Origin of the sequence: Lelliottia sp. SL45 (assembly GCF_026672535.1) — a bacterium.
Lineage (GTDB): Bacteria > Pseudomonadota > Gammaproteobacteria > Enterobacterales > Enterobacteriaceae > Enterobacter > Enterobacter nimipressuralis.
In genome coordinates this window covers 457,290-470,377 of record NZ_JAPPRH010000001.1, presented here as the reverse complement: position 1 = coordinate 470,377, position 13,088 = coordinate 457,290, and the positions used below count along the sequence as shown (strand labels likewise).

The following is a 13,088-nucleotide window of genomic DNA, read 5'->3' as shown; positions in this document are numbered from 1 at the left end:
GGCAGAAAAAACGCTGTCGGGCAGATGACTTCTGGCGGTGCCAATGGACGTTTCTTACCTTCTCGACAGCCTTAATGACAAACAGCGCGACGCGGTTGCCGCGACGCGGACCAATATGCTGGTGCTGGCAGGGGCGGGCAGTGGTAAGACGCGTGTTCTGGTGCATCGCATCGCATGGCTGCAGAGCGTAGAGAACTGCTCGCCGTACTCCATCATGGCGGTGACCTTTACCAACAAAGCGGCGGCAGAGATGCGCCACCGTATCGCACAGCTGATGGGCACCAGCCAGGGCGGCATGTGGGTGGGCACGTTTCATGGGCTGGCGCACCGTCTGCTGCGCGCGCACCATATGGATGCCAATCTGCCGCAGGATTTTCAGATCCTCGACAGTGAAGACCAACTGCGCCTGCTTAAACGCCTGATTAAGGCGATGAATCTCGACGAGAAGCAGTGGCCGCCGCGTCAGGCGATGTGGTACATCAACAGCCAAAAAGACGAAGGGCTACGCCCGCACCACATTCAGAGCTTCGGTAATCCGGTGGAGCAAACCTGGCAGAAGGTCTATCAGGCCTATCAGGAAGCCTGCGACCGCGCGGGGCTGGTGGATTTCGCCGAGCTGCTGCTGCGCGCCCATGAGCTGTGGCTCAACAAACCGCATATTCTTCAGCATTACCGCGAGCGCTTCACCAACATCCTGGTGGACGAATTCCAGGATACCAACAACATTCAGTACGCGTGGATCCGCCTGCTGGCGGGCGATACCGGCAAAGTGATGATCGTCGGTGATGATGACCAGTCGATTTACGGCTGGCGCGGCGCGCAGGTGGAAAACATCCAGCGCTTCCTGAACGACTTCCCGGGCGCCGAAACCATTCGTCTGGAGCAGAACTACCGTTCAACCAGCAATATTCTGAGCGCCGCAAACGCCCTGATTGAAAATAACAACGGGCGACTGGGCAAAAAGCTGTGGACCGATGGCGTCGACGGTGAGCCGATTTCAATTTACTGCGCATTCAACGAGCTGGATGAAGCCCGCTTTGTGGTCAACCGCATTAAAACCTGGCAGGAAAACGGCGGAGCGCTTGAGCAGTGCGCCATTCTCTATCGCAGCAACGCCCAGTCGCGCGTGCTGGAAGAGGCGCTGTTACAGGTCAGCATGCCGTATCGCATTTACGGCGGCATGCGCTTCTTCGAACGTCAGGAAATCAAAGATGCGCTCTCCTATCTGCGCCTGATTGCCAACCGCAACGACGACGCGGCCTTTGAGCGCGTGGTGAACACACCCACGCGCGGTATCGGCGATCGCACCCTCGACGTGGTGCGCCAGGCCTCCCGTGACCGCCAGCTCACCCTTTGGCAGGCGTGCCGTGAGCTGTTGCAGGAAAAAGCGCTGGCAGGACGCGCCGCGAGCGCGCTTCAGCGCTTTATCGAACTGATCGACGCGCTGGCACAGGAAACGGCCGACATGCCGCTGCACGTGCAGACGGACCGGGTGGTGAAAGATTCCGGTCTGCGCATGATGTACGAGCAGGAAAAAGGCGAGAAAGGCCAGACGCGTATTGAGAACTTAGAGGAACTGGTGACGGCAACGCGCCAGTTCAGCTACAACGAAGAAGACGAAGATCTGATGCCGCTGCAGGCATTCCTCTCCCACGCGGCGCTGGAAGCGGGCGAAGGGCAGGCGGATACCTGGCAGGATGCGGTTCAACTGATGACGCTGCACTCCGCGAAAGGGCTGGAGTTCCCGCAGGTGTTTATCGTCGGGATGGAAGAGGGGATGTTCCCAAGCCAGATGTCGCTCGATGAAGGCGGGCGTCTGGAAGAGGAGCGTCGGCTGGCCTATGTGGGCGTCACCCGTGCGATGCAAAAGCTGACCCTGACCTATGCCGAAACGCGCCGTCTGTACGGCAAAGAGGTCTACCATCGCCCGTCGCGCTTCATCGGTGAGCTGCCGGAGGAGTGCGTCGAAGAGGTGCGTTTGCGCGCCAGTATCAGCCGTCCGGTCAACCATCAGCGGATGGGCACGCCGATTTCGGAAAACGATACGGGCTACAAGCTGGGCCAGCGCGTTCGTCATTCCAAATTTGGCGAAGGCACCATCGTGAATCTGGAAGGCAGTGGCGAGCACAGTCGCCTGCAGGTGGCGTTCCAGGGGCAGGGGATCAAATGGCTGGTCGCGGCTTACGCCAAGCTGGAAACAGTGTAACATTCAGAAAAATATCATTATTTTGTAATAATCTGCTAGCCTTATAAGCTGAAGGCTATTTATTGCTCTTCAGCGTTCCGTTGCGTGTTGACGCCACAGTTATTGCTGGCGTAACATGCGCGCACGATTACGCTAAGAGGACATTCGCCTTGGACACACCCAGTAGATACTGGCTCAATTCCCTGTCATCCAGGAACAACTCCTAAGGCTATCTCCTCTTGCTGATGGCCTTAGTGGTTGTCAGCGACCTGCTTAACTCCCGTCGCGCTGAGTCAGGCTTTTAATGGTCTGAAACCCATATTGTTTCTGTGTGCCCACCGAACTGTCCGATATTTTTTGCATTGGGAGTCCCGGTCATGTTGAGCGCATTTCAACTGGAAAAAAACCGACTGATTCGGCTTGAAGCTGAAGAGTCACAGCCCCTCATTGATGCCGTATGGGTGGATCTGGTCGAGCCGGACGACGATGAACGCCTTCGCGTACAATCAGAGCTCGGACAAAGCCTGGCGACCCGCCCGGAACTGGAAGACATCGAGGCCTCCGCGCGTTTCTTTGAAGACGAAGACGGCCTGCATATCCACTCCTTCTTCTTCTATGAAGATGCGGAAGATCACGCCGGTAACTCCACCGTCGCATTTACCATTCGTGATGGCCGCCTGTTCACCCTGCGCGAACGCGAGCTGCCTGCGTTTCGTCTCTACCGCATGCGTGCCCGCAGCCAGGCGATGGTAGATGGTAACGCCTACGAACTGCTGCTCGACCTGTTCGAAACCAAAATCGAGCAGCTGGCGGACGAAATCGAAAACATCTACAGCGATCTGGAAAAGCTGAGCCGCGTGATCATGGAAGGCCATCAGGGCGATGAATATGACGAAGCGCTGTCGACGCTGGCGGAGCAGGAAGATATCGGCTGGAAAGTGCGTTTGTGTCTGATGGATACCCAGCGCGCCCTGAACTTCCTGGTGCGTAAAGCGCGTTTACCGGGCGGTCAGCTGGAGCAGGCGCGTGAGATCCTGCGCGATATCGAATCCCTGTTGCCGCACAACGAATCCCTGTTCCAGAAAGTTAACTTCCTGATGCAGGCGGCGATGGGCTTTATCAATATCGAGCAGAACCGCATCATCAAGATCTTCTCGGTGGTGTCGGTGGTGTTCCTGCCGCCAACGCTGGTGGCGTCGAGCTACGGGATGAACTTTGAGTTTATGCCGGAACTGCGCTGGAGCTTCGGCTACCCGGGCGCGATTATCTTTATGATCCTCGCCGGGCTGGCACCGTATCTCTATTTCAAACGTCGTAACTGGCTTTGAGCGTGATGCCGGGTGGCAGCTACGCCTTCTCCGGCCTACGTAACCTGTAGGCCAGAGTGGCAAAGCGCCCACCGGCAAAAAATCACACTCCTTTTCGCACTCTACGCTGGGTATAAATCGCATCGGCGACGAATACCGCCAGCGCCACCCAAATGAACGCGAACGTCACCATCTTATCCGCACCCGGTACTTCGCCGTAGAACACCACCGCCAGCAGGAACATCAGCGTCGGGCCGATATACTGGAAGAAGCCAAGCGTGGAGAGGCGTAAGCGTGTGGCGGCACCGGTGAAGCACAGCAGCGGGATGGTGGTGACAACACCGGCGGCAATCAGCATCAGATTCAGCGACCACGGATTATTCGCCATATGGCTGGTGCTGCTGTCGGCGATGCCGAACAGATAAATCGCGGCCAGCGGCAGCAGCCACAGGGTTTCAAACAGCATCCCGGTTTGCGCTTCCACGGCGATTTTCTTACGCACCAGGCCGTAAAACGCAAAGCTAAACGCCAGCCCCAGAGCAATGATCGGCAGCGAGCCGAAGGTCCACAACTGTACCAGTACGCCGCAGAGCGCCAGGAGTACCGCCACCCACTGCATTCGGCGGAAACGCTCGCCGAGGAAAAGCATCCCCAGCACGATATTCACCAGCGGGTTAATAAAATAGCCGAGGCTCGCTTCCAGCATATGGTGGTTATTCACCGCCCAGATGAACAGCAGCCAGTTGCCGCCGATCAGCACCGCAGACAGCGCCAGCAGGAAAATCTTCTTCGGGGTTTGCATCAGCGTTTTCACGCCCGACCACTGGCGGCTCACGCTCATCAGCGCCACCATAAAGAAAAAGGACCAGATCACACGGTGGGTGAGGATTTCGTCGGCCGGGACAAAGTAGATCAGCTTGAAGTACGCAGGCGCGATACCCCATATAAAATAAGCGGCCAGAGCGAGTAAAACGCCCTGCCGCGTCTGTTTAGCATCCATCGGGATAATCCGTTACAAAAAAGTAAATTCATTTTACCCGATTACACCTTCTCAACCCACCATATAAGTGGCGGTTGCGCTGGCGATGTAAACCTGCTCTTCGTTATGTAATTCGACGCGAGCGACGGCGACCTTATTGCCTGCGCGCAGCAGACTGCTGGTGGCGGTAAAACGATTCCCGCGGCCTGGCCGTAAATAATCTACGCGTAAATCAATGGTGCCCATTCTGGATAAGCGCTGACGCAGTTCATCTTCGTTGATGGTGTCATGGCGCGCCAGCGTGCTGCCCACGCAGACCAGCCCGGCGGCAACATCCAGCGCAGAAGCGATCACTCCGCCGTGCAAAATGCTTTGCGCCCAGTTTCCCACCATCATCGGCTGATTGTTAAAGCTGAGCTGAGCGAATCCCTTCTCGTAACGTTCAAGCTCCAGCCCCAGCGCGCGGTTAAAGGGCATGTGATAGACAAAAATCTCTCCCACCAGTTTCAGAGCTTCTTCAGCGGTAAGCGTGGCTGACATGAAAAGTCGCATCCTTCGTTGTTAACAAAATGTTGATTTTATGCTTCAGAGATAAGGAATTCCACTTTCAGAAACGAAGAGGGGAAGTTAATTGAGAAATAGGTAGAATGTGGCCCACATAACTATTCACATAATTTCATTTTGCAGGAGAACCCCACCGATGCGGACGTATCTGGGTTGGTTACTGGCGGCGGTTACGCTGCCGCTCACAGCATTTGCGCAGGAAGCGACGCTCAAGGAAGTGCACGATAAGCCCGCCGTTCGCGGCAGCATTATTGCTAACATGCTTCAGGAGCACGATAACCCGTTCACGCTCTACCCGTACGACACAAACTATGTGATCTACACTCAAACGAGCGATCTCAACAAAGAAGCGATCAGCTCCTATAACTGGTCTGATAATGCGCGTAAAGACGAAGTGAAGTTCCAGCTCAGCCTGGCCTTCCCGTTCTGGCGCGGCATTCTGGGGCCGAACTCGGTTCTGGGCGGCTCATATACCCAGAAATCCTGGTGGCAGCTCTCCAATAGCGGCGAATCTTCTCCGTTCCGCGAAACCAACTATGAGCCGCAGCTGTTCCTCGGTTTTACGACCGACGACGAATTTGCCGGCTGGACGCTGCGCGATGTGGAGTTTGGCTATAACCACGACTCTAACGGCCGTTCCGATCCGACCTCGCGTAGCTGGAACCGCCTCTATACCCGTCTGATGGCGGAAAACGGCAACTGGATGGTGGAAGTGAAGCCGTGGTATGTGATTGGCGATACGGACGACAACCCGGATATCACCAAATACATGGGCTACTATCAGCTGAAGATTGGCTATCAGCTGGGCGACGCGGTGCTGAGCGCCAAAGGCCAATACAACTGGAATACCGGCTACGGCGGCGCAGAGCTGGGCCTGAGCTATCCGATGACCAAACATGTACGCATCTATACTCAGGTGTACAGCGGTTACGGCGAGTCGCTGATCGACTACAACTTCAATCAGACCCGCGTCGGCGTGGGCGTGATGCTTAACGATCTTTTCTAGCCTGCTAGAATGTTTTTGCGTTAAACGTTGAAGTTTCTCTCTCAGGCGCTGAAAATAGCGCCTGTTTTGTATCTGGCAAATGGGGTTAACGTGGCGCAGGCGGAAGTAATGAATCAGGAATCGCTGGCTAAACAGGTTTTGCATGAAACCTTTGGCTACCAGCAATTTCGCCCTGGCCAGGAAACCATCATTGAAACCGTGCTGGAAGGCCGCGACTGTCTGGTAGTGATGCCGACAGGCGGCGGCAAATCCCTGTGCTATCAGGTTCCCGCGCTGGTGCTGGATGGTCTTACGGTGGTGGTTTCACCGCTCATCTCCCTGATGAAAGACCAGGTGGATCAGCTGCTGGCGAACGGCGTGGCCGCTGCCTGTATCAACTCCACTCAGACTCGTGAACAGCAGCAGGAAGTGATGGCCGGATGCCGTACCGGGCAGATTCGCCTGCTGTACATCGCCCCGGAACGTCTGATGCTGGACAACTTCCTCGAACATTTGGCGCACTGGAACCCGGTGCTGCTGGCGGTCGACGAAGCACACTGTATCTCCCAGTGGGGTCACGATTTCCGCCCGGAATACGCCGCGCTCGGCCAGCTCCGCCAGCGTTTCCCGGCGCTGCCGTTTATGGCACTCACCGCCACGGCGGATGACACCACGCGTCTGGACATCGTGCGCCTGCTCGGGCTAAACGATCCCTTTATTCAGGTCAGCAGCTTCGACCGCCCCAACATCCGCTACATGCTGATGGAAAAATTCAAGCCGACGGACCAGCTTCTGCGCTACGTGCAGGAGCAGCGCGGCAAATCCGGCATTATTTACTGCAACAGCCGTGCGAAAGTGGAAGACACCGCCGCGCGTCTGCAAAACCGTGGCTTTAGCGCTGCGGCCTACCACGCCGGTTTAGAAAACCATATCCGCGCCGATGTGCAGGAAAAATTCCAGCGTGATGACCTGCAAATCGTGGTCGCGACCGTGGCGTTCGGGATGGGGATCAACAAACCGAACGTGCGCTTTGTGGTGCATTTCGACATCCCGCGCAATATCGAATCCTACTATCAGGAGACGGGCCGCGCCGGGCGTGACGGTCTGCCTGCCGAAGCGATGCTGTTTTACGATCCGGCGGATATGGCGTGGCTGCGCCGCTGCCTGGAAGAAAAACCGCAGGGGCAGCTGCTGGATATCGAGCGTCATAAGCTCAACGCGATGGGCGCGTTTGCCGAAGCGCAAACCTGCCGTCGACTGGTCTTGCTTAACTACTTTGGTGAGGGACGCCAGGAGCCGTGCGGTAACTGCGATATCTGTCTCGACCCGCCAAAGCAGTACGATGGGCTGATGGACGCCCGTAAGGCGCTCTCAACCATTTACCGCGTGAATCAGCGCTTTGGTATGGGTTACGTGGTGGAAGTGCTGCGCGGTGCAAATAATCAGCGTATCCGCGAGATGGGCCACGATAAGCTGCCGGTTTATGGCATTGGCCGCGAACAGAGCCACGAACACTGGGTGAGTATTATCCGCCAGCTGATTCACCTCGGTTTCGCCACGCAAAATATCGCCCAGCATTCCGCGCTTCAGCTCACGGAAGCGGCGCGTCCGGTGCTGCGCGGTGAGTTAGCGCTGCAGCTTGCGGTTCCACGCGTCGTCGCCCTGAAACCGCGCGTGATGCAGAAATCCTACGGCGGCAACTACGACCGCAAGCTGTTTGCCAAACTGCGCAAGCTACGTAAAGCGATTGCCGACGAAGAGAACATCCCGCCGTATGTGGTGTTCAACGATGCGACACTGATCGAAATGGCCGAGCAGATGCCGCTCAGCGCCGGTGAAATGCTGAGCGTCAACGGCGTTGGTACGCGCAAACTCGAGCGCTTTGGCAAAGAATTTATGGCGCTCATTCGTTCCCATGCTGATGGTGACGATGAGGAGTAGTCAGTCCGGCTAAAAAGTGCCAGGATGGTGACTCACTGAATTATTTTCCCGCGAGTTAATTATGTTAATGCTATTCCTCACTGTGGCGTTGGTGCACATCGTTGCGTTGATGAGCCCTGGCCCTGACTTTTTCTTCGTTTCGCAGACTGCCGTCAGCCGCTCCCGCAAAGAGGCGATGATGGGCGTGCTCGGTATTACCATGGGTGTCATGGTCTGGGCTGCCGTTGCGCTGCTTGGCCTGAACCTGATCCTCGCGAAAATGGCCTGGCTGCATAATATCATTATGGTCGGCGGTGGCTTGTATCTGTGCTGGATGGGCTACCAGATGCTGCGCGGTGCGCTGAAGAAAGAAGAGAGCGTAGCCGCTGAACCTAAGGTTGAGCTGGCGACCGGTGGACGCAGTTTCGTGCGCGGCTTACTGACCAACCTTGCAAACCCAAAAGCGATTATCTACTTCGGCTCGGTGTTTTCCCTGTTCGTCGGTGACGACGTCGGCGCGGGCGCGCGCTGGGGCATTTTCCTGCTGATCGTCGTCGAAACCTTCGCGTGGTTTACCGTGGTAGCGAGCCTGTTCGCTTTACCGTCCATGCGCCGTGGCTATCAGCGCCTGGCGAAGTGGATCGATGGCTTTGCGGGGGCGCTCTTCGCAGGGTTTGGGATTCACCTGATTATCTCCCGCTAATATCCTGAATGCCGGATGAGGTGCTTGCACCGCTATCCGGCTTTTCCCGGCTACGCATGCCTCGCCGACGCCAGCAACGCACCTACCAGCATAAACAACGACCCGAACACTTTGTTCAGCGCCTTCATCTGTTTCGGCCCTTTGATCCACGCGGCAATTCGTTGCGCCAGGGTCGCGTAACCAATCATCACAATGATATCGACGATAATGGTGGTGGCGCCGAGCACCACGTACTGCATCACCTGTGGCTGATGCGGGACGATAAACTGCGGAAAGAGGGCGGCGAGAAAGACGATGCTTTTCGGGTTGGTCAGGTTCACAAATACCGCGCGTTTAAACAGACGACCGCGCGTCTGGGTATGGGCGAGGGTATTCAGGTCAATCGAGCCTGCCGCGCGCCATTGCTGGATGCCCAGCCAAATCAGATAAGCTGCACCCGCCCATTTGAGCACTTCAAACGCCAGTACCGAACGCGAGAACAGTGTCCCAAGACCAATCCCCACCAGCACGATATGAATACCCAGCCCGGTCTGCAGTCCGGCAATGGACGCGACCGCGCCGCGATAGCCGTGGTTAATGGACGTGGTCATGGTATTGATCGCGCCAGAGCCAGGGGAAAGGCTCAGGATGATGGATGTCAGCAGGTAAGCGAACCACCACTCGAAGGTCATTTGAAACTCCCGAATCGTCTATTTTTATGCCACAATACGCTATTGTCGCGTCATTGTGTGACGCAACCAGAAAAAACGATATTCCTTGGCTTACAGGGGTGGAAACCCGATGTTTCAGCAGAAAAAGGACTGGGAAACACGCGAGAACGCATTTGCTGCTTTCTCCATGGGGCCGCTGACCGATTTCTGGCGTCAGCGCGAAGAAGCCGAAATCACAGGCGTGGATAATGTTCCGGTGCGCTTTGTTCGTTTTCGGAATGTCAAAAACGACCGCGTGATCGTGGTTTGCCCCGGTCGTATCGAAAGTTACGTTAAATACGCTGAACTGGCCTACGACCTTTTCCATCTTGGGTTTGATGTACTGATTATCGACCATCGTGGGCAAGGGCGCTCCGGTCGGTTGTTATCCGACTCGCACCGCGGGCATGTGGTGAATTTCAGCGATTATGTCGACGATCTCGCCGCGTTCTGGGAGCAGGAAGTGCAGCCTGGGCCGTGGCGCAAACGCTATATCCTGGCACACTCCATGGGCGGGGCGATTGCGACGCTGTTTTTACAACGTCATCCGCATCAGTGCGATGCCATCGCGCTCACCGCGCCGATGTTTGGCATCGTGATGCGCTTTCCGGACTGGATGGTGCGCCATATTCTCGACTGGGCTGAGGGCCATCAGCGCATTCGTGAAGGCTACGCGATCGGCACCGGTCGCTGGCGCGCCCTGCCGTTTGCCGTGAACGTGCTAACGCATAGCCGCCAGCGTTATCGGCGTAACCTGCGTTTCTACGCCGATGAGCCGCGCCTGCGCGTCGGTGGACCAACGTACCACTGGGTGCGTGAAGGTATCCGCGCGGGGGAGTCTGCGCTGGCCGGTGCGGGCAAAGATGCCACGCCAACGTTACTGATTCAGGCGGAAGAAGAGCGTGTGGTGGATAACCGCATGCACGACCGTTTTTGCGAATTGCGCGCCGCCGCCGGGCACCCCTGTGAAGGGGAGAAACCCTTGGTCATAAAGGGCGCGTACCATGAGATCCTTTTTGAAAAGGACACCATGCGCTCAGTCGCGCTCAACGCTATCGTCGAGTTTTTCGACAGGCATAACTGATTTCCTATTGAGGTTAAATTTTCCTATGTACCAGGTTGTCGCATCTGATTTAGATGGCACGCTGCTTTCTCCCGACCACACCCTGTCGCCTTACGCGAAAGAAACCTTAAAACTCCTGACAGCCCGTGGCGTGAACTTCGTCTTCGCAACAGGCCGCCACCACGTGGATGTGGGGCAGATCCGCGATAATCTGGACATCAAAGCGTACATGATCACCTCCAACGGTGCGCGCGTACACGACACCGACGGCAATCTGATCTTCACCCATAACCTCGATCGCGATATCGCCGCCGACCTGTTTGGCGTGGTGCATAGCAACCCGTCAATCGTCACCAACGTTTACCGCAACGACGACTGGTTTATGAACCGTCATCGTCCGGATGAAATGCGTTTCTTCAAGGAAGCGGTTTTCAACTACACCCTGTACGAGCCGGGTCTGCTGGAGCCAGAAGGGATCAGCAAAGTGTTCTTCACCTGCGAAAGCCATGAAGAGCTGCTGCCGCTGGAGCAGGCCATTAACGCGCGCTGGGGCGACCGGGTGAACGTCAGCTTCTCAACGTTGACCTGTCTGGAAGTGATGGCGGGCGGCGTATCGAAAGGTCACGCGCTGGAAGCGGTGGCAAAACGCATGGGCTACGAGCTGAAAGATTGCATCGCCTTTGGCGACGGCATGAACGACGCTGAAATGCTGTCGATGGCCGGGAAAGGCTGCATTATGGAAAACGCGCACCAGCGTCTGAAAGATCTGCACCCGGAGCTGGAAGTGATTGGCACCAACACCGATAACGCCGTGCCTAACTATCTGCGCAAACTGTTCCTTGAATAATCTTCATTTGATTATTTATTACTCAGTTGTCAACTGAAGAGTTCGCTACAATGCTCGTCCTTCTTTCTGAGAGACATGCATTGTGGCGCTACTCATTATCACCACTATCCTGTGGGCCTTCTCGTTCAGCCTGATCGGTGAATATCTTGCCGGACACGTCGACAGCTACTTCTCTGTGCTGATGCGCGTTGGGCTGGCTGCGCTGGTGTTCCTGCCATTCCTGCGCCTGCGCGGACAGACGATCAAAACCATTTTGCTGTACATGATGGTGGGCGCAATGCAGCTCGGCATCATGTATCTGTTCAGTTTCCGCGCCTATGTCTATCTGTCGGTATCGGAATTCCTGCTGTTCACGGTGCTGACACCGCTCTACATCACGCTGATTTATGACCTGCTGAGCAAACGCCGTCTGCGCTGGGGCTATGTCCTGAGCGCGCTGCTGGCGGTGGCCGGTGCGGCGATTATTCGCTACGACAAAGTGAGTGATCACTTCTGGACCGGGCTGATGTTTGTCCAGCTCGCGAACATCAGCTTTGCGATTGGCATGGTGGGCTACAAACGCCTGATGGAGATCCACCCGATGCCGCAGCACAACGCGTTCGCCTGGTTTTATATGGGGGCGTTCATCGTGGCGGTGGTGGCGTGGTTTATGCTGGGCAATCCGCAAAAATTGCCGACCACCACACTGCAATGGAGCGTGCTGATCTGGCTTGGGGTAGTCGCTTCAGGGCTGGGCTACTTTATGTGGAACTACGGGGCCACGCAGGTGGATGCCGGGACGCTGGGCATCATGAACAACGTTCACGTGCCTGCGGGGCTGCTGGTGAACCTGGCAATCTGGCAGGAACAACCCCACTGGCCGAGCTTTATTATTGGGGGAACGGTGATTCTGGCTTCCCTGTGGGTACATCGCCATTGGGTCGCTCCGCGCTCCGAACAAACGGCAGATGGTCGCAAGCGTGATTCCGCGCTGAGCGAATAAACGCCTCCGTGACCGGCTGACGCTGCTCGCCATCGCGCACGGCAGCGTACAGTCGGCTCCACAATCCCTCGCCCAGGGTTTTGGTTACTACGAGGCCCTGACGTTCAAAGCTCTCCACTACCCAGTGCGGCAGCGCCGCGATCCCCATTTTAGCCGCCACCATCTGAATCAGCAGCAGGGTGTTATCGACACTTTTCAGGTTCGGGCTGATGCCTGCCGGTTGCAGGAAATGGCGCCAGATATCCAGACGACTGCGCTGCACCGGATAGATCATCAGCGTTTCGGTCGCCAGATCTTCCGGCGTGACGCGCGTTTTCACCGCCAGCGGATGGTCAGGTGCCAGCACCAGGCGCACTTCATAATCAAACATCGGCGAATAGTGCAGACCGCTGCGCGGCAGAATATCGGAAGTCAGCACCAGATCCAGCTCGCCCTGCTGGAGAGACGGCTGCGGGTCAAAGGTCACGCCCGATTTAAAGTCCATCTCTACCTGCGGCCAGTTCTGACGGAAATTCTCAAGCGCGGGCGTCAGCCACTGAATACAGCTATGACATTCAATTGCGATGCGCAGCCGTGTCTGCTGCGGCTCATTGCAGGATTGCAGAGCGCTGGCGATTTGCGGCAGCACCTGATTTGCCAGCTGCAGCAAAATCTCGCCCTGCGGCGTAAAGCGCAGCGGCTGGCTCTTACGCACGAACAGACGAAAGCCAAGGCGTTGTTCCAGATCGCTGAACTGGTGGGACAGGGCGGATTGTGTTTGATGCAGCGTGGCCGCAGCCGCTGCGAGCGAACCGCAGTTCCGCAACGCTTGTAGCGTTTTCAGGTGTTTTATCTCGATCATGAAAGTCCTTCACTTCGCCATGA

At 56.6% G+C, this 13,088-nt stretch carries 13 protein-coding genes; 9 read left to right on the top strand and 4 right to left on the bottom strand.

What is annotated here, in order from left to right:
* Window positions 1–43: 43 nt before the first annotated feature.
* The 3 genes from uvrD (at window position 44) to corA (ending at window position 3,513) form a co-directional block, all read left to right on the top strand.
* Entirely contained in the window at window positions 44–2,206 is a 2,163-nt protein-coding gene (gene uvrD / locus OVA10_RS02310; RefSeq protein ID WP_102105649.1) for a DNA helicase II, read from the top strand.
* Window positions 2,207–2,355: 149 nt separating this feature from the next.
* Window positions 2,356–2,412, top strand: a complete 57-nt coding sequence (gene ysgD / locus OVA10_RS02305; RefSeq protein ID WP_212743980.1) for a YsgD/CorL family protein — start codon at window positions 2,356–2,358, stop codon at window positions 2,410–2,412.
* Between the two features lie 150 nt (window positions 2,413–2,562).
* Window positions 2,563–3,513: a magnesium/cobalt transporter CorA gene (corA, locus tag OVA10_RS02300; RefSeq protein WP_095283883.1), complete on the top strand. Its 951-nt coding sequence runs from the start codon at window positions 2,563–2,565 to the stop codon at window positions 3,511–3,513.
* An 82-nt stretch (window positions 3,514–3,595) separates the two neighbouring features.
* Here corA and rarD read toward each other — a convergent pair whose 3' ends face one another.
* Window positions 3,596–4,492 carry an EamA family transporter RarD gene (gene rarD / locus OVA10_RS02295; RefSeq protein WP_100778446.1) on the bottom strand — a complete coding sequence of 299 codons (897 nt, stop codon included), beginning with the start codon at window positions 4,490–4,492 and terminating at the stop codon, window positions 3,596–3,598.
* A gap of 51 nt (window positions 4,493–4,543) precedes the next feature.
* Complete coding sequence (gene yigI, locus OVA10_RS02290) at window positions 4,544–5,011, bottom strand: acyl-CoA thioesterase YigI (RefSeq protein ID WP_095283881.1); 468 nt, start codon at window positions 5,009–5,011, stop codon at window positions 4,544–4,546.
* A 160-nt stretch (window positions 5,012–5,171) separates the two neighbouring features.
* Here yigI and pldA point away from each other — a divergent pair, with 160 nt between their 5' ends.
* The 3 genes from pldA to rhtC all read left to right on the top strand — a co-directional run bounded on the left by pldA (window position 5,172) and on the right by rhtC (window position 8,643).
* Window positions 5,172–6,041: a phospholipase A gene (gene pldA, locus OVA10_RS02285; protein ID WP_268195115.1), complete on the top strand. Its 870-nt coding sequence runs from the start codon at window positions 5,172–5,174 to the stop codon at window positions 6,039–6,041.
* 90 nt (window positions 6,042–6,131) lie between these two features.
* Window positions 6,132–7,961 carry an ATP-dependent DNA helicase RecQ gene (gene recQ / locus OVA10_RS02280; RefSeq protein ID WP_100780793.1) on the top strand — a complete coding sequence of 610 codons (1,830 nt, stop codon included), beginning with the start codon at window positions 6,132–6,134 and terminating at the stop codon, window positions 7,959–7,961.
* Window positions 7,962–8,022: 61 nt separating this feature from the next.
* Complete coding sequence (gene rhtC / locus OVA10_RS02275; RefSeq protein ID WP_268195113.1) at window positions 8,023–8,643, top strand: threonine export protein RhtC; 621 nt, start codon at window positions 8,023–8,025, stop codon at window positions 8,641–8,643.
* Between the two features lie 50 nt (window positions 8,644–8,693).
* On the opposite strand, the gene rhtB is transcribed toward rhtC, so the two are convergent.
* Complete coding sequence (gene rhtB, locus OVA10_RS02270) at window positions 8,694–9,314, bottom strand: homoserine/homoserine lactone efflux protein (protein WP_100778449.1); 621 nt, start codon at window positions 9,312–9,314, stop codon at window positions 8,694–8,696.
* A gap of 109 nt (window positions 9,315–9,423) precedes the next feature.
* On the opposite strand from rhtB, the gene pldB reads away from it, so the two are divergent.
* The 3 genes from pldB to OVA10_RS02255 all read left to right on the top strand — a co-directional run bounded on the left by pldB (window position 9,424) and on the right by OVA10_RS02255 (window position 12,224).
* A complete protein-coding gene (pldB, locus tag OVA10_RS02265; RefSeq protein ID WP_102105646.1) occupies window positions 9,424–10,416 on the top strand; it encodes a lysophospholipase L2 in 993 nt (330 codons plus the stop codon).
* 25 nt (window positions 10,417–10,441) lie between these two features.
* The gene (gene yigL / locus OVA10_RS02260; RefSeq protein ID WP_100778451.1) at window positions 10,442–11,242 is read left to right on the top strand and encodes a sugar/pyridoxal phosphate phosphatase YigL; all 801 of its coding nucleotides are present in this window, start codon (window positions 10,442–10,444) and stop codon (window positions 11,240–11,242) included.
* A gap of 82 nt (window positions 11,243–11,324) precedes the next feature.
* Entirely contained in the window at window positions 11,325–12,224 is a 900-nt protein-coding gene (locus OVA10_RS02255) for a carboxylate/amino acid/amine transporter (RefSeq protein ID WP_123429981.1), read from the top strand.
* Here OVA10_RS02255 and metR read toward each other — a convergent pair.
* Window positions 12,112–13,065, bottom strand: a complete 954-nt coding sequence (gene metR, locus OVA10_RS02250; RefSeq protein WP_107702644.1) for an HTH-type transcriptional regulator MetR — start codon at window positions 13,063–13,065, stop codon at window positions 12,112–12,114. The genes OVA10_RS02255 and metR overlap by 113 nt on opposite strands.
* Window positions 13,066–13,088 lie beyond the last annotated feature (23 nt).

Excerpts from the sequence above, each read along its gene's own strand:
- pldA (WP_268195115.1), top strand. The coding sequence starts at position 5,172 with ATGCGGACGTATCTGGGTTGGTTACTGGCGGCGGTTACGCTGCCGCTC.
- rhtC (WP_268195113.1), top strand. The coding sequence starts at position 8,023 with ATGTTAATGCTATTCCTCACTGTGGCGTTGGTGCACATCGTTGCGTTG.
- yigL (WP_100778451.1), top strand. The coding sequence starts at position 10,442 with ATGTACCAGGTTGTCGCATCTGATTTAGATGGCACGCTGCTTTCTCCC.
- yigI (WP_095283881.1), bottom strand. The coding sequence starts at position 5,011 with ATGTCAGCCACGCTTACCGCTGAAGAAGCTCTGAAACTGGTGGGAGAG.
- rarD (WP_100778446.1), bottom strand. The coding sequence starts at position 4,492 with ATGGATGCTAAACAGACGCGGCAGGGCGTTTTACTCGCTCTGGCCGCT.
- uvrD (WP_102105649.1), top strand. The coding sequence starts at position 44 with ATGGACGTTTCTTACCTTCTCGACAGCCTTAATGACAAACAGCGCGAC.
- rhtB (WP_100778449.1), bottom strand. The coding sequence starts at position 9,314 with ATGACCTTCGAGTGGTGGTTCGCTTACCTGCTGACATCCATCATCCTG.
- metR (WP_107702644.1), bottom strand. The coding sequence starts at position 13,065 with ATGATCGAGATAAAACACCTGAAAACGCTACAAGCGTTGCGGAACTGC.
- corA (WP_095283883.1), top strand. The coding sequence starts at position 2,563 with ATGTTGAGCGCATTTCAACTGGAAAAAAACCGACTGATTCGGCTTGAA.
- pldB (WP_102105646.1), top strand. The coding sequence starts at position 9,424 with ATGTTTCAGCAGAAAAAGGACTGGGAAACACGCGAGAACGCATTTGCT.